This is a genomic window from Corynebacterium sp. HMSC11E11 (genome assembly GCF_001807025.1).
Lineage (GTDB): Bacteria > Actinomycetota > Actinomycetes > Mycobacteriales > Mycobacteriaceae > Corynebacterium > Corynebacterium freneyi.
The window spans coordinates 26,799-44,405 of record NZ_KV787128.1 but is presented as its reverse complement, the minus strand read 5'-3'; the positions used below and the strand labels follow the sequence as shown (position 1 = coordinate 44,405).

Genomic DNA, 17,607 nt, shown 5'->3' with positions numbered 1-17,607 from the left:
TGGCGGGGTGTGGGGTGCGGCGTCGGAGGAGCCGGTTGCCGCGCTCGGCGGCTAAACCACGGGGCCCAAACCACGGGTTCGGTGGCGACCCCGTGGTTTAGGGCCAGATTTGGGGCGACCCCGTGTTTTGGACCCCGTGATTTGGGTGTGGGGTGGATGTGGGGTGGACGACCCCGTGTTTTGGCCCCCGTGGTTTGGCAACCGATGCCGCCGTCGCGGGTTCGGGGCGAGGCGGGGCGGGCTCACCCCCGCCGCAGGGCCGTGGGCAGCTCCGACCTGGTGCGGATGCCCAGCTTCCGGTACACGCGGGTGAGGTGGTACTCGACGGTCTTCGGCGACAGGAAGAGCTCGGCGGCGGCCTCGCGGTTGGAGGCCCCGTCGGCGATGAGCGCGGCGATCTCCGCCTCCTGCGGCGTGAGCCCGGCGGCGTCGGTGGTGCGGGCGCCCAGGCCACCGGCGCGTCGCTCCCGGTTGCAGCGTTCGACGAATTCGGTGGCGCCCATCGCGGCGAAAATTTCCCCGGCGCGGGCGAACATCTCGTCGGCCCGGCGTCGCCGCCCGAGTCTGCGCAGTATCTGCCCATACTCGTAGGAGATGCGGCTCTGGTAGGCGGGCATGGGCAGGGATTCGATGGCTTCGACGCCGTCGTCAAGCAAACGCAGGCCCTCGTCGACGTCGCCGCGTGCGATGGCCAATCCGCCGGCGGGGACGGACATCTTGGCCTGCAGGGACAGGATGCCGGCGTGGTCGTGTCGGTCGAGGGCGGCTTCGGTGACGGCCTCGGCTTCGTCGATTCGGTCGACGCGCAGCAGCGCCTGGGCGTAGATGTCTTCCCAGGGCCAGAATCCCGGCTGGAGAATGTCGCGGCGGGAGTTGATGTCGGCGAGGAGGTCACCGGCGCGGGCGGCGGCGAAGGAATCGGTGGCGACGGTTGCCGCCTGCATGCGGCACATCGCCGAGGGAATGGATTGGATGAGGAAGGCGTCGGGGCTGATGCTGAGACGGTTGACGTAGGATCGGGCGAGCCCGGTGTCGCCGCGGAACGCTGCGATTTGTGCGCCGGTCCACAGCAGCAGCGGTTCGAGCAGCCGGATTTCGTAGCGTTCGGCTCGAGCGAGGCCGCGTTCGACGACGGTCATGGCGTCGCCCCATTCTCCGAGGATGTAGTGGGATCGTGCGAGCCAGCCGTCCATCCACAGGCTGATGCGTTCGGAGCCTTCGGCCTGGGTGCGGTTTTGCAGGAGTTGGCAGGCGACGACGGGGTCGTCGTGGACTAGTGACAGCCAGCCGAGCGCCATGTCGCGTCGTTGCGCGTGGAGGGGCGAGTCTGCTTGACGACGGTCGATCCCCGGCCGCGTGCCGTCGATCGCGGATTGGCCGATGAGGGCGATCGCCGAGGATTCCGCCGATGCGCCGTCGCCGTGGCCGGACCAGTTGGCGGCGGTTTTGTTCCAGTCGACGACTTCGTGGGGGAGCCATTCGACGAGGCCGAGCAGGGCTTTGCGGGCGGCGACCCGGGCGCGGAGGTCCGCGGGGAGTTCGTCGGCGCCGGGTTCGGCGGCGGCGATGGCGTCGACGGCGCGGTCGATGCGGTAGCGGGCTTCGCCGCGGCGGCCCTCGTGGAGGGCGAGGTAGCCGAGCAGTGAGTCCTGGTGTGGTCCGGCGGCGCCGGCGCCGAGGGAGCGGGCGTGGAGGCGGGCTTCGGGAATGTCGGAGGAGGAAATAATCGCTTCGATGGCGTCGAGGCGCAGGATCTCACGGGTTTCGTCGTCGTCGGCCAGTTCCGAGGCCAGGCGCAGGTTGCGTGCGGCGTCGCGCCAATGGCCCCGGCCTCCGGTCGCGCGGCCGTATGCGGCGAGCTCTTCGGAAAGCGCGGCGTCGGGGCCGTCGGCGGCGTGGGCGCGTTGATGGAGGGCGCCGACCGGGTCGCCGGCCTGCGCCAACCGGTCGGCGGCGCGGCCGTGCAGATCGGCGCGGCGGGCCGGAGGAAGCTCGGCGAGCAGCACCGCGCGGTCCATGGGCACGGTGAAGTCCACGGTGGAATCACCCGGTCGCGACGTCACCCGCAGCAGACCGGCGGCCACGGCGTCGTCGAGGGCCGAGCCGTCCGGATCGTCGGCCAGATCCCGCACCAGCGGAACCGGGGCGTCGTGATCGAAAATGGCGACGGCTTCGACGATGCGGCGGACGCCGTCGGAAAGCGGGGAAAGCCTGCCCCGCAGAGACGTCGCCCACGTCGTCGGCAGCGGGATGGAGGGGTTGGGGTCATGCCAATGATCGGCGGGAGCGGCCTGCAGCACCTCGTGGATGCGGGCGGGCCAACCGCCGGTGATGCGGCGCAGGGCGACGGCCGCCGCGGCGTCGACGGGGACGCCGACTGCCGCGTAGACGAGCTCGCGGACCTCGGACACCTGCAGCGGCGGCACCGACGCGACGACGTCGGCGATGTCCGACAATGACCGGATCTCCGCATCGGCGGCGCCGCCCGCGTCATCGCACGCGAGGATCACCGCGATGCGGCTGTGGAGAAAACGCCGAGTCATGCCGGCCAACTGGCGCAGGGAAGCGGAGTCGGCGTGGTGGGCGTCGTCGACGACGATGGCCGTCGCCGCCGACGGGACGTCCACGTGGCGGGCCAGACGCGTGGCCAGGCCCGCGATCACGGAAGGGGAGGGGACGCCGCCGGGGCCGGATTCCAGGAGCGAAGCCTCGGACAGCGCATCGGCGGGGGCCGCACCGGCGCGGGCGGCGACGTGCTCCAGGACGCTGCCCGGGCGGTCGGCCTCCCACGGGAGGGCGGACACGTTAATCCCCTGGAAGCCGGGCAGGTTCGTCAGAACATCGCGCGCCAGCGACGACTTCCCCGACCCCGTCGGTCCGGTGAGGACGGCCAAGACGCCCTCGCCCGGGCCCACGGCCTGGACCCGGTCGATCAACGCGCGCGCGGGGGCGCGGCTGATCGGGTTTTGCATCGGGGCACGGGGTGACGACATCGTGCCCCGATGGTACGTCAGGCCGATCAGCCCTGGTCGCCGCCCGCGACGGGGAGGACGGACCCGGTGATGTACGACGCCTCCTCGGAGGCGAGGAAACAAATCGGCCCGGCCTGCTCCTCCAGCGTGCCGTAGCGGCCCATCACGGTGGAGTCGACGGTCTGGTCGACGATGCGCCGGTACCAGGCCTCCTCGCGCTCACCGTCCGGGGAGGGACCGCGGGCGATGCGGCGCTGCGGCGCCAGGGTGCCGCCCGGGGCCGTGGCCACGACGCGAATGTTGTGTTCGGCGGCCTCGAGCGCCAACGCCGAGGTCAGGGCGTTCACCCCGCCCTTCGACGCGGCGTAGGGGGCGCGGTTGACGCCGCGGGTGGCCACGGACGACACGTTGACGATGGTCCCGCCGCCGCCCGCGATGAGAACGGGCATCGCGGCCCGGCACATCCACAGGGTGGGGAAGAGGCTGCGGCGGATCTCCTTTTCGATCTCGTCCGGGGCGTAGTGCTCGTACGGCTTGGCCCAGATCGTCCCGCCGACGTTGTTGATGACGATGTCGACGCTCTTGAGCTGCTCGTCCGCCGCGGCCATCGCGGCTTCCGCGCCCTCGAACGTCTCCAGGTCGGCGGTGACGGAGAAGACGGACCCCGCGCCGACGTCGGCAAGCGACTCGGCGACCTCGTGGACCAGCTCGGACCGGTCGACCAGCATCACGGAGCCGTCCTCGTGGGCGATGCGGTGGGCGACGGCCCGGCCGATGCCCTGGGCGGCGCCGGTGACGACGACGCCCTGGCCGAAGAACCGCTCCGGGCAGATCAGGCGGGGGCGCTCGCCGATGTCGGCGCCGACGGGCGCGCCCGCTCCCGTCCCGTCGCCGGATCGGCCGTCGCCGACGGACTTCGTGGCCTTCGTCAGACCGATGACGGGGCCGCTCATGCCGGGACCTCCTCGTCCTCGATGGCGCGGTGCATGGTCGTGATGGCATGGGAGTTGTGCGAACGGATCAGCTCGGCGGCGCGCTCCTTGTCGCCTGCGGCGACGGCGTCGACGATGGCCAGGTGCTCGGCTGCGATGTCGCCCTGGATCCACGTGGCGTCGGCCAGCGCCCGGTTCATGACCTCGACGATCGCCAGGTTGCGGTACGCGGCCAGCAGCGCCGGGTTGCCGGTGCGGGTGAACAGGAACTCGTGGAACTCGTTGTTCGCCGCAGTGAACGCCTCCGAGTCGATGATCTTCTCCCCATCGATGTGCTCGTTGACGGCGACGGCGAGGCGGCGGTACTCCTCGAGGTCGATCTTCTTCAGACGATGAAGGCTCAGTTCCAGTGCACCGAGCTCGAGGGCCATCCGGGCCTCGAACTGCGAGGTGGAGTCGGCCTTGGCGGAGTGGACCTCACCGGTGACGACGCCGGGGCTGGCCACGGAGATCTCGTCGCGGGCGGAGTCGCCCTCGCCGGAGGACGACGACGTGACCTCGACCTCGGCGGAACCGGCGCCGGCCGGACCGGCGGCGGACGAGAACTTCTCGTAGTAGAAGTTGGCCGGCGGGTTCGGCCGCTCGGACAGGAAGACGCGGACGGCCTCGACCATCGGTGGCGGGCCGCACAGGTAGACGTCGGCCTCGCCGTCGTGGAGATGCTCGTCGGTCATGTGATCGGTGACGTAGCCCTTGCGCTCGTGGTCCGTCTCCGGATCCGAGACGACGGTGAAGTAGTCGAAGTCCGGCAGACGGTCCCGGAACGAGTCCAGGACGTCGAGCTTGACCAGGTCCATGTCGAAGGTGGCGCCGTAGACCAGGCGCACCGGGACGTCGAGAAGCTCGTCTTCGGTGAGCTTTTCCAGGATGGACAGCACCGGCGCCAGGCCCGTGCCGCCGGCCAGCAGCAGGATGGGGGCGAGCGGCTCGCGCAGGAAGAACGACCCCATCGGGCCGGTCATGGCGAGCTTGTCGCCGACCTTGGCGCGCTCCTCGAGGTAGCCGGTCATCAGTCCGCCGCGGGTGAGCTTGACCAGGAAGGACACGGTGTCCTCGGACGGGCCGGAGGAGAAGGAGTACGAGCGGGTCTGGTCGGTGCCCGGCACGGTGATGTTCATGTACTGGCCGGGCAGGTACGCCAGCTGGGAGCGGTCCTCGAGCTCCACGGAGAAGCCCACGGTCGAGTCCGAATGACGGGTGATTTCGGTGATCGTGCCTGTGACTGTCGACGCACCGGTTTTCGCCTGCTCGGAGGTGGTGGCGACCTGCAGCACGAGATCGGTCAGCGGGGTCATCTGGCAGGGCAGACAGTACCCCTCGGCGGCCTCGGCGTCGGACAGTGCGTCTTCGATGTACTCGCCGTCCTCGTAGTCGCCGGCTTCACAGAACGCCTTGCACGTTCCGCAGGCGCCGTCGCGGCAGTCGAACGGGATGTTGATCCGGGCCTTGTAGGCGGCGTCGGCCACCGTCTGGTCTTCGTCGCATTCGATGAATCGGGTGATGCCGTCTTCGAAGGCGAGGGCGATCTGGTGCGTCATGGGTTTCTCCTCGTTGTCCGTGTGGGCCGTGGTGCCGGGCGCCGGGGCGGGCCGGCCGTGGCGGCGGGCCCGGGGCGCGGCGGGTTACACGTGGTAGATGTCCACCACGTGGTGGATGTAGTCGTTCTTCAGCACCACGCGCTTCTTGGTGATCAGCGGCTGCTCTCCGGACACGTCGAGGGTGACGTTGGTGGTGCCGAAGTAGGTGTCGGTGGTGTTGTAGCGGAAGTAGAAGGTGATCCAGTTGAAGGTCACGTCCACTTCGCCGTCGCGGCGGGCCAGGATTTCGACGTTGGTGATGTTGTGGCCGGTACGCGGCTCCGGCAGCGACGTCGCCGACGAGCGGTCGGTGCGGATTCGGAAGACGCGGTCCTCGAGGCCGCCGCGGTTGGGGTAGTAGATCAGCGAAATCTCGGACTGCGGGTCCTGGGTCAGTTCGCCGTCGTCGTCCCAGGCGGGCATCCAGAACTCGGCGTCGGCGCGGTAGCAGTCGAGCCACTCTTCGAAGCGGCGGTCGTCGAGCAGGCGGGCTTCGCGGTAGAGGAAGTCCTCGACGTCGCAGCGGGCGATGGTGGCGGCGCGGGTGCCTTCGGGGGCCTGGTTGCCGGCGCCGTTGGCGTGGGCGGTGCCGTCGAGGGTGGTGTCGGTGGGGGTGCTCATGGGTTCTCCCTGTCTGTGTCTGGGGGTGGGCCGTCGTCAAGCGACGCGTTTGCTTGACGACGGGTCGGCGTGGGGCGCTACTTGGCGGCGATGCGGGAACGGCGGCGGCGACGACGCTCGGGGGCCGCGGCGTTGGCGGCTTCGCGGGCGCGGGCGCGGGCCAGGGCGGCTTCCCGGGTGGCGGCCATGGAGGCTGCTTCGTCGGCTTCGTCCTTCAGGCGCTCGGCGTCCTTTTCCACGGCGTCGTTCATCAGCTCCATCCAGTAGCCGTGCTGGATGGGGTAGAGGCCCTCGTCTTCGGTGCGGGCGCCGGAGGACAGCACGCCGTCCATGCCCAGGCCGCGGGCAACGTCGTCGGGTCCGTTGAGCTGGTGGCCCAGGCCGCGGGTCATGTCGTTCCAGGGGAAAGCGCTGGCCAGGTAGGTCTTCTGGCAGGAGCGGAACTCCTCCAGGTCGTCGGGGGTGGCCATGCCGGTGGCGTTGAAGAAGTCCTCGTACTGGCGGATGCGGTTGGCGCGGGCCTCGGCGGATTCACCCTTGGGGGCGATGCAGTAGATGGTCACTTCGGTCTTGTCCACGTCGATCGGCCGGATGTGACGGATCTGCGACGAGAACTGGTCCATGAGGTAGACGTTCGGGTACAGGCACAGGTTGCGGGAGGCACCGACCATGAACTCGCCCTTCTCCTCGCCGAACTTGGCCTTGAGCTCGTCCTTGCGGTCGTACAGCGGGCGGTCGGCGGGGTTGCCCCACCACATCCACAGCAGCATGTGGCCGTGGGGGAAGGAGTAGTAGCCGCCGCCCTGCTTGCCCCAGGTGCCGGCGTCCATGGCGCGGGTTTCGTTGGTGGACTCGCCGGAGGTGCGGCGGGAGGTGGTGGCGGCGTAGTTCCAGTGGGTGGAGGAGACGTGGTAGCCGTCGGCGCCGTTTTCGGTCTGCAGTTTCCAGTTGCCGTCGTAGACGTAGGTCGAGGAGCCGCGGAGGACTTCGAGGCCCTCGGGCGACTGGTCGACGAGCATGTCGATGACGGTGGTGGTGTCGCCGAGGTGCTCCTCCAGGGAGGGTACGTCCGGGTTGAGGGAGCCGAAGAGGAAGCCGCGGTAGCTCTCGAACTTCGGCACGCGGCGCAGGTCGTGGGAGCCGTCCTTGTTGAAGTTCTCCGGGTAGGCGCCGTCCTTTTCGTCCTTGACCTTGAGCAGGGTGCCGTCGTTGCTGAACGTCCAGCCGTGGAAGGGGCAGGTCAGGGTGGTGCGGTTGTCGGTCTTGCGGCGGCAGAGCATGGCGCCGCGGTGGGAGCAGGCGTTGATCAGCGCGTTGAGTTCGCCGTCCTTGGAGCGGGTGATCACGATGGGCTGGCGACCCATGTAGGTGGTGAAGTAGTCGCCGGGGTTGGGGATCTGCGATTCGTGGGCCAGGTAGATCCAGTTGCCCTCGAAGATGTGGCGCATTTCCAGGTCGAAAATTCCCGGGTCGGTGAAGATGCGTCGGTTGACGCGGACAACGCCTTCTTCGGGGTGGTCCTCGAGTGCGCGGTCGAGGGTGGTGCGGATGTCATCGAGGGGGGTGCTCATGGGCTGGCCTCCTGGGTGATGGGGGTTGGGGCGCTTTACGACGGTCGGCGCGGGCGCCGGTTCGTCGTGAAGCTTCGGGGTTATGCGCCGCGCCACCCCGCGGGGGCGATCGCGTGTCCGGTTTCAGGGGCCGAGTCGGTGTTCGTCGGCGCGGTTTCCGTGTGGTGCGACCCAACGACGGTGGTGTCGGATCGCTCCCGGGGTGTGGTGCGGCTCACCGTCCATCATCGGCAAGGGGGCAGTGGAAGGCACTAGGGATATGCCTAGGGTTGACCCAGGGGTGAACATTCGTAGTTTGGTCGACAAATTGTTGTTAGGTGCTGTGATCTGCGCGAATGTCGTCGTCAAAGCGAACAGTGGGTGAACAATATCTACAAATAGGATCATTAGATGGGTTGACTGTCGATGTGTGCTGGCGCACAGTTGGGTCATTCCAGCCGGACGGACCATCGCCCCGAGGCCCCGCCGACACGGTGGTTCGCCGGCCGGAGAAGCACCAGCCCCTTCCCGGGCCGCAAGGCCCACGACCCGAGGAGTGCCCCATGACCCAGACGCTCGACAACACCCAGAACGCCGGCCAGGCCGTGGACCCAACCGCCCACGACTCCGGCAACAAGGCGACCGACAAGTTCAAGGCCGAGCGCGTCACCGCCGACACGTCCCAGGAGCGCGCTTCCGCGATCTACAAGGACCTGCTCGCCGCCATCGCGAAGGTCGCCCACGATCACCAGGTCACCTACGACGAGTACCGCGTGCTCAAGCAGTGGATGATCGACGTCGGCGAGTACGGCGAGTGGCCGTTGTGGCTCGACGTCTTCGTCGAGCACGAGATCGAGGAGATCCACTACAACCGCCTCAACTACACCGGCACCAAGGGTTCCATCGAGGGCCCGTACTACGTCGAGAACGCGCCCGAGCTGCCCGCCGTCTGCGAGATGCCGATGCGCGACAAGGACCGCGAGGCTACCTCCCTGATCTTCAAGGGCCAGGTCACCGACATCGACGGCAACGGCCTCGGCGGCGCCAAGGTCGAGCTGTGGCACGCGGACGAGGAGGGTTACTACTCCCAGTTCGCCCCGGGCATCCCGGAGTGGAACCTGCGCGGCACCATCGTCGCCGACGAGGAGGGCCGCTACGAGATCACCACCCTGCAGCCCGCCCCGTACCAGATCCCGGCTGACGGTCCGACCGGCTGGTTCATCGACTCCTACGGTGGCCACCCGTGGCGTCCGGCCCACCTGCACCTGCGCGTCACGCACCCGGGCCACCGCTCCATCACCACCCAGCTGTACTTCCGGGGCGGCGAGTGGGTCGAGACGGATGTCGCCACCGCCGTGAAGCCGGAGCTCATCCTGGATCCGCAGCCCGACGGCAACGGCAACAACGTCGTCGAGTACGGCTTCGCCCTGGACGCCGACAAGGAGAACTAGGTCGACGACCCCGGGTCGGCCGCCCGGCTTGCTCGGCGGGCATGGCCGACCCGAACGGTTGATCCGGCTCGGTTGACCCCGGCCGGCTAGCTCCGGCTGGGTGGTCTCGGCCGGTGGCGACCGTTTTCCCGTACATTGTGCGCAGTTCCGAAAACCGCACCCCCGAACCGCGCCGGCGGCTCGGGGGTCGCGGCGGTTGTGCGCCATCCCCGCGAAAGGAAACCCATGACCGATCTGACCATTGAGCGGGTGACCAGCCGAATCCTGGACATCCCGCTGATCCGACCGCACGGTTTCGCCACCACCACCGCCACCGCTCAGCCGATCCTACTGGTCGAGGTCGCCACCGCCGACGGCGTCCGCGGTTGGGGAGAAGGCGTCGTGCCCGGCGGGCCGTGGTGGGGCGGCGAGTCCGTCGAAACGATGAAGGCCATCGTCGACCGGTATCTCGCGCCTGTCATGGTCGGTCGCCGCCTCGACGAGCTGGCCGGCATCATGCGCGACCTGGAGAAAGTCGTGGCCAATGCGCGGTTCGCCAAGGCGGCCGTCGACGTCGCCATGCACGACGCATGGGCGCGTGCACTGGGCATCCCGGTGCGCGATTTGCTCGGCGGCGCGGTGCGCGACGGCATCGACGTCACCTGGGCGCTCGGCGTTCTGCCGCTCGACGTCGCGCTGAAGGAAATCGACGAGCGCATGAACGGCGTGGGCCACCGCAGCTTCAAGTTGAAGATGGGCGCCGGCGACCCCGCCGAGGACACGGCCCGCGTCGCCGAACTCACCCGCGCGCTCGCCGACGCGGTGCCCGGCGGCGTGTCCATCCGCATCGACGTCAACGCCCGCTGGGATCGGCTCACCGCGCTGCGTCACCTGCCGACGTTGGCCGACGCCGGCGTGCAGCTGTTCGAGCAGCCGACGCCCGCCCATGACCTGGACACCCTGCGGGAGATCACCCGCCGCACGGGAGTGCCGGTCATGGCCGATGAGTCGGTGTGCTCGCCGGCCGATGCGCTGGCCGTCGTGCGCGCCGAAGCCGCCGACGTCATCGCGGTGAAGACCACCAAGCTGGGTGGTTTGCGCGAGTCGATGAAGACCGTCGCCATCGCCGAAACCGCCGGTCTGGCGTGCCATGGTGCGACGAGCCTGGAGGGGCCGATCGGCACCGCCGCGTCCGTCCACTTCGCGTGCGCCACCGAGGGCATCTCCTACGGTTCGGAGCTGTTCGGTCCGATGCTGCTGAAGGAGACCTACACCCAGACCGACCTCGTCTACGCCGATGGTCGCGTCACGTTGCCGGAGGGTCCGGGCCTGGGTTTGCTTCCCGACGACGACAAGGTCGCGTTCTACACCCGCGACTGACCGCGGCGCCGGTCCGGGCAACGCCCCGCCACCGCCGACCACTCGTCAACCGGCCGGGCAACGTTCGGCCACTCGCCAATCGGCCGGAAAGCGTCCGGCCACTGAAAGACATTGCAAGCCATATAGATAAGGAGAAGATCATGGCGCTGTTCCATGTCCGCATGGACGTCAACATCCCGAAGGACCTTGACCCGCAGGTTCGTGATGCGGTCATCGCCCGCGAGAAGGCCTACAGCCAGGAGCTGCAGCGCGCGGGCAAGTGGGTCGAGATCTGGCGTATTGCCGGCGAGTACTCGAACTACTCGATTTTCGACGTCGCCGACGCCGATGAGCTCCACGACATTCTGTGGAACCTGCCGTTGTTCGAGTACATGAAGTGCACGGTCACCGCCCTCGCCCGCCACGGGTCGAAGGTCGACTGATCTGCGCAGGGAAAGCCGGCTAGTCGACGAGCAGGTGGTCGGCTGATCGGCGCAGGGAAAGTCGACTGATCGACGAGCAGGTGGTCGACTGGTCGGCACTCGGACAGGAGCCGCATTGGGGTGAGTCAACCCCGATGCGGCTCCTTCGTCTAAACCACGGGGTCGAAACCACGGGGTCGGCCGAAAAAGGGAGCTAACCACGGGGTCGGGATCCGATATGGCTCGCAGAAGCCGTGCAGCTCGCCCTTTTCCTTCAAACCACGGGGTCCAAACCACGGGGTCGGCCGAAAAAAGGGGCTAAACCACGGGGTCAGTGGCGACCCCGTGGTTTAGACCCCGTGGTTTGGCTTTGGAGGGTGGTCCGGTGGCTCCTGGCTTCGGGCGCGGCCGACGGTTGGCGCCCGCGTGCCCGCGCGCCGGTTGGGCGAAAACTACGAGAAGAACTCGAGGAGAGCGGCGTTGACCTGCTCGGGTGCCTCGATGGTCGGGACGTGGGCGCCGGGGGACACCTCGACGTACCGGGCGTCGGAGCCCACTCCATCGGCGATGACCTGCAGCGCGGACGGGGGAGTCGACTCGTCCTCCGCGCCGGCGAGAATCAGCACGGGGCAGGTGATCTCGCCGAGCCGATCGCGGAAATCCCACTGAGCCAGCGCGTCCGAGCACGAGGCGTAGCCCACGCCGCGGGTCGACAGGATCATGCGGCGGTGAAACTCGGTGGTCGCGGGGTTGTTCTCGCGAAATTCCGGCGTGAACCACAGGCCGACGACGCCGTCGACCATCGGGGCCATGCCCTCGGTGCGGGTCAGCTCCGCCCGCGGGAGCCACTTGTCGGTGCCGCCGAAGTACGCGGCGGTGCACAGGAACGCCGCCTTCTGCACGCGGTCCGACGTCGCCGCCAGGTACTGCGCCAGGGCGCCGCCAAGCGACAGTCCGACCACCTCGAATGCGTCGACGCCGAGGGAATCGAGGGTGGACAGGACGTCGTCGGCAAGCGAATCGAAGGTGGTTTCGCCGGGTTCGACGTCCGGGTCCGGGGACTGGCCGTGGCCGCGGTGGTCGAGCGCGATGACGCGGCGGGTCGCCGACAGCGCGTCGAGCTGCGGCAGCCACATGTCCGTGGTGGAGGCGATCGAGCCGAGGAAGACGACGGGGGCGCCGCCGTGTTCGGCGCCGAATTCAACGTGGTGCAGGATCATGGTGTTCCTTTACTCCTTCTCCAGGACGGCGGCGAGTCCCTGGCCGCCGCCGATGCACATGGTGGCCAGTCCGTAGCGGGCGCCGTCGCGGCGGCGCAGTTCGTGGCTCAGGGTGACGAGCATGCGGGCGCCGGTCGCGCCGACGGGGTGGCCCAGCGAGATGCCGGAGCCGTGCGGGTTGAGGCGCGGGTCGTCGGCGGACACGCCCCATTCTGCGAGGACGGCGAGCGCTTGGGCGGCGAAGGCCTCGTTGAGTTCGATGACGTCGATGTCGTCGAGCGTCAGCCCGAGTCGCGCGAGCACCTTGGCGGTGGCGGGTGCGGGGCCGATGCCCATGGTTTCGGGTGCGACGCCGGCGACGGCCCATCCGGCGAGCGAGGCGACCGGCTTCAGCCCGAGTTCTTCGGCCTTGGCGCGGGTGGTCACGATCATGCCGGCGGCGCCGTCGTTTTGCCCCGACGCGTTGCCGGCGGTGACGGTTGCGCGGTCGTCTTGGCGGCCCATCACGGGGCGCAGGGAAGAGAGCTTTTCGACGGTCGTGCCGGGTCGCATGTGCTCGTCGGCGTCGATGATGGTCGGCGGGTCGTTGCGACGCTTGCCGGGGACGGCGACTGGGACGATTTCTTCGGCGAAGATGCCGCCGTCGCGGGCTTCGACGGCGCGGCGGTGGGATTCGGCGGACAGTTCGTCCTGGGCCTGGCGGGTGATGGAGTATTCGCGGCGGAGGTTTTCTGCGGTTTCGATCATTCCGCCGGGGATCGGGTGGTCCTTGCCGCCGGCGGTGGCGCGGGCTTCGGAGAGGCGGTCCCGGAAGGTCATGTCGCCGCCCTTGGCGCCCCAGCGGACGGTGGAGTCGACGGTGTACTCGGTGCGGCTCATCGACTCGGCGCCGCCGGCGATGATCAGTTCGGCTGCTCCGGCGGCGATGTGGGCGGCGGCGGTGGCGATGGCCTGCAGGCCGGATCCGCAGCGGCGGTCGAGCTGCATGCCGGGCACGGATTCGCCGAGGCCGGCGTCCAGGGCGACGACGCGGCCCAGCGCGGGGGCGGCGCCGTTCGGGTTGGCCTGTCCGAGGATCAGGTCGTCGACGTCGGCGGGGTCGATTCCGGTGCGTTCGATGATCGCGGAGACGACGGTCGCGGCGAGGTCCTGCACCGGAACGTCGACGAACGTTCCGCCGTATCGGCCGACGGGCGTGCGCAGCGGGCAGCACAGGACGACGTCGTCGGGGTTTTTCGCGGTGGTGGGCGCCGCGTTGTCGGTGGAGGTCATGGGTGCCTTTCGGGGTGGAGTCGGGATGTAAGAGTGGGCGGGGTCGTCGTAAAGCGAAATGGCGGTGGCGCCGGTGTCGGCTCGTGCCCGCTACTGCCGCTGCGCCGCGAGGTCCTCGCTGATGGCGGTCGCGGTGTCGAGCATGGTGGGCAGGAAGGCGCGCATCAGGTCGTCGATGTCGTGGGCGGCGGTCTGGGTGGAGACGTTGATCGCCGCCACGGTCCGTCCGTCGGCGCCGCGGATGGGGGCGGCGAGCGAACGCAACCCCGGCTCCAGTTCCTGGTCGACCAGCGCCCAACCCTGGGAGCGGACCTTCTTGAGTTCGCGGCGCAGCTCCTTTTCCGTCCCGAGCGATCGGGGCGCGAGGCGCTCGACGTCGGTGGCGGCGAAGTAGGCGTCGAGTTCCTCGTCCGTCAGGTCGGCGAGCAGCACGCGGCCCATCGACGTGGCGTAGGCGGGGAAGCGGGTGCCCAGGGTGATGGACACGGTCATGATCCGGCGGACGGGCACGCGCGAGACGTACACGATGTCGGATCCGTCGAGCACGGACATGGAGCTGGATTCGCCGACGCGGGCGGACAGCTGCTCCAGGCGCGGCTGCGCGATGTCCGGCAGCGACAGGCTGGACAGGTAGGAGTAGCCGAGTTCGAGGATGCGCGGGGTGAGCCAGAATTCGGAGCCGTCGGTGCCGGCGTAGCCCAGGTCGACCAGCGTGTGCAGGAAGCGGCGGGTGGTGGCGCGGGCGAGTCCGGTGGCGTCGGCGACTTGCGCCAGCGTTTGTCGGGGACGTTCGGCGCCGAATGCGCGGATGACGGACAGGCCGCGGGCCAGCGACTGGACGTGGAGGGCGTCGGGGGCCTTCGGTTCGTTCATGGTTCACCTCTCGGTTGGTGCGGTCGTCGTCGACGGTAGCGGGTTGCTCGTGCGTGACGACGGCTCGTCGTTCGCTGTGCGCTCTGCGAACCGCTGTACAACCTGCGAACACCAGTGTACAGTTTTGGCCATGCTTGACAAGACCCTTCCCTCCGCAGATGCCGCGGTGGCCGACATCCCGGACGGCGCGTCCATCGCCGTCGGCGGGTTCGGCCTCGTCGGCATCCCCTCCGTTCTCATCGCCGCGCTCCGTGAACTGGGCTCCGGAGAGCTGACCATCATCTCCAACAACTGCGGCACCGACGGCTTCGGTCTGGGCACACTCCTGGAGGACCGGCGCATCGCCCGCACCATCGGCTCGTACATCGGGTCGAACAAGGAGTACGCGCGCCAATACTTGGCCGGCGAGCTGTCGGTGGAGTTCACGCCGCAGGGCACGTTGGCCGAGCGCATGCGCGCCGGCGGCGCCGGAATCCCGGCGTTTTACACCACCGCCGGCGTCGGCACGCAGGTCGCCGAGGGTGGCCTGCCGGTGCGCTACAACCCGGATGGCACGGTCGCCGAGACGTCGAAGCCGAAGGAGACCCGCGAGTTCGACGGGCGGCTCTACGTGCTCGAGGAGGGCATCCGCGCCGACTTCGCGCTGGTCCACGCCCACAAGGGCGACCGCTACGGCAATCTCGTCTTCAACAAGACGGCCATGAACTTCAACCCGGACGCCGCGATGAGCGGCAAGACGACGATCGCCCAGGTCGAGCACCTGGTCGATGCGATCGACCCCAACGAGGTCGACCTGCCGGGCATCTACGTCGACCGGGTGGTCGTCGTGGGTCCGCAGGAGACCGGCATCGAGAACAGGACGGTGAGCGAGAAGTGACCTGGACGAAGCAGCAGATGGCCGCGCGCGTGGCCAAGGAGCTGGTCAACGGCCAGTACGTGAATCTGGGCATCGGCATGCCGACGCTCATCCCGGGGTACCTGCCCGACGATCTCGAGGTCGTGCTCCATTCGGAAAACGGCATTCTCGGCGTGGGCCCGTACCCGACCGAAGACGAGATCGATCCGGAGTTGATCAACGCCGGCAAGGAGACCATCACCATCGCCGAGGGCGGGTCCTATTTCTCTTCCTCGGATTCGTTCGCCATGATCCGGTCGCGGGCCGTCGACGTCGCCGTTCTCGGCGCGATGGAGGTGTCGCAGTTCGGGGACCTGGCCAACTGGATGATTCCGGGCAAGATGGTCAAGGGCATGGGTGGCGCGATGGATCTGGTCCATGGCGCGAAGTCGATCATCGTGATGATGGATCACGTCACCAAGAAGGGCACGTCGAAGATCCTGCCGGCGTGCGTGTTGCCGCTGACGGGCGCGAAGTGCGTGGACATGATCGTGACCAATTACGCGGTGTTCGCCGTCGATGCGAATGAGGGGCTGACGCTGCTGGAGTGCGCGGAGGGAGAGACCGTGGAGTCGGTCCGCGCCGTCACCGAGGCGCCGTTCGCGGTGTCGGAGACGTTGGGCGCCTGAGTCCGGCCGTAGACTTCGCCGTCGACTTCATCGTCGCGGCGGGTCTTTCCTCATTCTCTCGGCCGTATTTTGTTCTTTCGGCCGCATTTCAGTCCGCCGCATCTTTTTGCTTTACGACGCCAGCGCCTCCGCGTCCGGTCTTGTGGCCGGGCGAGGAGGCGCTGGTTCGTTCGTGGACGTCCGCGTGGGAGGCGGTTGCGGCTACTTGGTCGCGGCGACCTGGGTTGACGTGGCGGCCTGCTCGGGTTCGGGGAGCAGTTCGATGCGCTGCTCTTGGGCGGGGGAGCGCGGCACCAGTGCGGTGAGCACAGAGCCGACGAGGGCCAGTCCGGCGAAGATGTACAGGGCGGAGCCCGACGACAGTCCGGCGCCGATGATCACGCCGCCGATGACGGGGCCGAGGATGCCGCCGATGCGGCCGAACCCGGCGCACCAGGCGACGCCAGCCGCTCGGGCCTCGGTGCCGAAGTAGTTGGCGGTCAGGCCGTAGACCAGGACCTGCGTGCCGATCGTGCCGAAGCCGGCGATGGCCACCGCCGCGTACAGGACGCCGAGGGGAAGGTTCATGGGCAGTGCGACCAGGCACAGTGCGGCGATGAGGAACGTCGCCGCGACGACTCGTTTTGCGCCGATGCGGTCGGCCAGCCACGATGCGGCGAGGCCGCCGGCGATCGCGCCGCCGTTGAGCACCACGAGGAACAGCAGGGATCCCTTGGCCTGGCCGCCCGCGTTTTCCATGATCTTGGGCAGCCACGTGTTGAGTCCGTAGGTCAGCAGCAGGCCGGTGAAGCTCATGAATCCGATGAGGATGGCGCCGATGGCGTAGGTGCGAGAGAACAGGGCGGCGTAACCGACCTTCGCGGCCGGGGCCGGAGCCGGGGTGGCGTGGGTGGCGTCGTGCTCGGGGGCGGCGTGTGCGGAGGCGGTGTTTGCGGAGGTGGTGTGCGCGGCGGGGGCGGGCATGAAGTCCGCCTGCGGAAGGCCGTGCCGCTCGCAGACGGTCAGCGCCTCTTCGGTGCGTCCCACGGAGACGAGCCACCGCGGGGATTCGGGCAGGGCGACGACGATCATCGGGACGAGGAACAGCAGCGGAGAAGCGCCGATGAGGAACAGTCCGCGCCAACCGATGGCGTCGAGAAGCAGGATCGCCAGCACCGATGCGAGTACGCCGCCTGCGGGGACGCCCGAGTAGACGATGGCGTTGAACAGGTTCTTGCGGCCCCGCGGCGCGAACTCGGCGATGATGGCGCCGCCGGTGGCGACGATCATGCCGACGCCGACGCCGGTGAGGAACCGGAAGAAGCCGAAGGTCGTCGCCGACGTGGTCAGTGCGGTGGCGGCCATGCCCGCCGAGAACCACACGGACGCGGCGAGCATGACGCGCTTGCGGCCGAAGCGATCGCCGACCGCGCCGGCGGTGAGTGCGCCGACGAGAACGCCGATGAGGGCCCAAGCGCCGAGCGTTCCGGCGGTTTCGGGGGTCAGGGCGCCGATCTGCGACGGGTCGGCGAGCAGCGTCGGCAGGACCGCGCCGTAGATGACGAGGTCGTAGCCGTCGAAGAGGATCGCGATGGCCACGATGGCCAGGACGAGCAGGATCGAGCGACGGTGCGTCGGTGATGCCCAAGGGCCGGGGGCCGTGCGGGCGGCGGTCGTGCCGGTGGTGGGTGGGGTCATTGCGAGGGACTCCTTGTGGGTCGGGCCCCGCGGCGGGTCGGGGCTCGGGTGGGGCGAGGCGGACGTCCGAGTTGCCAGGGTTCGCTGTGCGAACGATAATGCGCGATACGAACGTTTT

At 68.9% G+C, this 17,607-nt stretch carries 14 protein-coding genes; 5 read left to right on the top strand and 9 right to left on the bottom strand.

What is annotated here, in order from left to right; all coding sequences use genetic code 11:
* Positions 1 to 242: 242 nt before the first annotated feature.
* The 5 genes from HMPREF3121_RS03925 to benA all read right to left on the bottom strand — a co-directional run bounded on the left by HMPREF3121_RS03925 (position 243) and on the right by benA (position 7,733).
* On the bottom strand, positions 243 to 2,993 hold the full coding sequence (locus HMPREF3121_RS03925) for a helix-turn-helix transcriptional regulator (protein ID WP_141742961.1): 2,751 nt from the start codon (positions 2,991 to 2,993) through the stop codon (positions 243 to 245).
* 26 nt (positions 2,994 to 3,019) lie between these two features.
* Entirely contained in the window at positions 3,020 to 3,925 is a 906-nt protein-coding gene (locus HMPREF3121_RS03920) for a 1,6-dihydroxycyclohexa-2,4-diene-1-carboxylate dehydrogenase (RefSeq protein WP_083291254.1), read from the bottom strand.
* Positions 3,922 to 5,502 (bottom strand): benzoate 1,2-dioxygenase electron transfer component BenC, encoded by a 1,581-nt coding sequence (benC, locus tag HMPREF3121_RS03915; RefSeq protein ID WP_070520046.1) that lies wholly within the window; start codon positions 5,500 to 5,502, stop codon positions 3,922 to 3,924. The genes HMPREF3121_RS03920 and benC overlap by 4 nt, the downstream gene beginning before the upstream one ends.
* An 84-nt stretch (positions 5,503 to 5,586) precedes the next feature.
* On the bottom strand, positions 5,587 to 6,162 hold the full coding sequence (gene benB, locus HMPREF3121_RS03910; protein ID WP_083291253.1) for a benzoate 1,2-dioxygenase small subunit: 576 nt from the start codon (positions 6,160 to 6,162) through the stop codon (positions 5,587 to 5,589).
* A gap of 77 nt (positions 6,163 to 6,239) precedes the next feature.
* Positions 6,240 to 7,733 (bottom strand): benzoate 1,2-dioxygenase large subunit, encoded by a 1,494-nt coding sequence (gene benA, locus HMPREF3121_RS03905; RefSeq protein WP_070520043.1) that lies wholly within the window; start codon positions 7,731 to 7,733, stop codon positions 6,240 to 6,242.
* A gap of 542 nt (positions 7,734 to 8,275) precedes the next feature.
* On the opposite strand from benA, the gene catA reads away from it, so the two are divergent.
* The 3 genes from catA to catC all read left to right on the top strand — a co-directional run bounded on the left by catA (position 8,276) and on the right by catC (position 10,944).
* Entirely contained in the window at positions 8,276 to 9,163 is an 888-nt protein-coding gene (gene catA / locus HMPREF3121_RS03900; protein ID WP_070520041.1) for a catechol 1,2-dioxygenase, read from the top strand.
* A gap of 225 nt (positions 9,164 to 9,388) precedes the next feature.
* Entirely contained in the window at positions 9,389 to 10,522 is a 1,134-nt protein-coding gene (locus HMPREF3121_RS03895) for a muconate/chloromuconate family cycloisomerase (RefSeq protein ID WP_070520039.1), read from the top strand.
* Between the two features lie 140 nt (positions 10,523 to 10,662).
* Positions 10,663 to 10,944, top strand: a complete 282-nt coding sequence (gene catC / locus HMPREF3121_RS03890; RefSeq protein ID WP_035120512.1) for a muconolactone Delta-isomerase — start codon at positions 10,663 to 10,665, stop codon at positions 10,942 to 10,944.
* Positions 10,945 to 11,375: 431 nt separating this feature from the next.
* Here catC and HMPREF3121_RS03885 read toward each other — a convergent pair whose 3' ends face one another.
* From HMPREF3121_RS03885 to HMPREF3121_RS03875, 3 genes are all read right to left on the bottom strand, one after another.
* On the bottom strand, positions 11,376 to 12,143 hold the full coding sequence (locus tag HMPREF3121_RS03885) for an alpha/beta fold hydrolase (protein ID WP_070520037.1): 768 nt from the start codon (positions 12,141 to 12,143) through the stop codon (positions 11,376 to 11,378).
* A gap of 9 nt (positions 12,144 to 12,152) precedes the next feature.
* Positions 12,153 to 13,415 (bottom strand): acetyl-CoA C-acetyltransferase, encoded by a 1,263-nt coding sequence (locus tag HMPREF3121_RS03880; protein WP_070520035.1) that lies wholly within the window; start codon positions 13,413 to 13,415, stop codon positions 12,153 to 12,155.
* 90 nt (positions 13,416 to 13,505) lie between these two features.
* Positions 13,506 to 14,288 carry an IclR family transcriptional regulator domain-containing protein gene (locus tag HMPREF3121_RS03875; RefSeq protein ID WP_070520033.1) on the bottom strand — a complete coding sequence of 261 codons (783 nt, stop codon included), beginning with the start codon at positions 14,286 to 14,288 and terminating at the stop codon, positions 13,506 to 13,508.
* 130 nt (positions 14,289 to 14,418) lie between these two features.
* Between HMPREF3121_RS03875 and HMPREF3121_RS03870 the strand changes: the two genes are divergently transcribed.
* Both HMPREF3121_RS03870 and HMPREF3121_RS03865 read left to right on the top strand, forming a co-directional pair.
* Positions 14,419 to 15,165, top strand: coding sequence for a CoA transferase subunit A (locus tag HMPREF3121_RS03870; protein ID WP_035120504.1), 747 nt, complete (start codon positions 14,419 to 14,421; stop codon positions 15,163 to 15,165).
* Positions 15,162 to 15,812 carry a 3-oxoacid CoA-transferase subunit B gene (locus HMPREF3121_RS03865; protein ID WP_070520031.1) on the top strand — a complete coding sequence of 217 codons (651 nt, stop codon included), beginning with the start codon at positions 15,162 to 15,164 and terminating at the stop codon, positions 15,810 to 15,812. Before HMPREF3121_RS03870 ends, HMPREF3121_RS03865 begins: the two co-directional genes overlap by 4 nt.
* 201 nt (positions 15,813 to 16,013) lie before the next feature.
* On the opposite strand, the gene HMPREF3121_RS03860 is transcribed toward HMPREF3121_RS03865, so the two are convergent.
* Positions 16,014 to 17,489 carry an MFS transporter gene (locus HMPREF3121_RS03860; protein WP_070520029.1) on the bottom strand — a complete coding sequence of 492 codons (1,476 nt, stop codon included), beginning with the start codon at positions 17,487 to 17,489 and terminating at the stop codon, positions 16,014 to 16,016.
* Between the last annotated feature and the right edge of the window lie 118 nt (positions 17,490 to 17,607).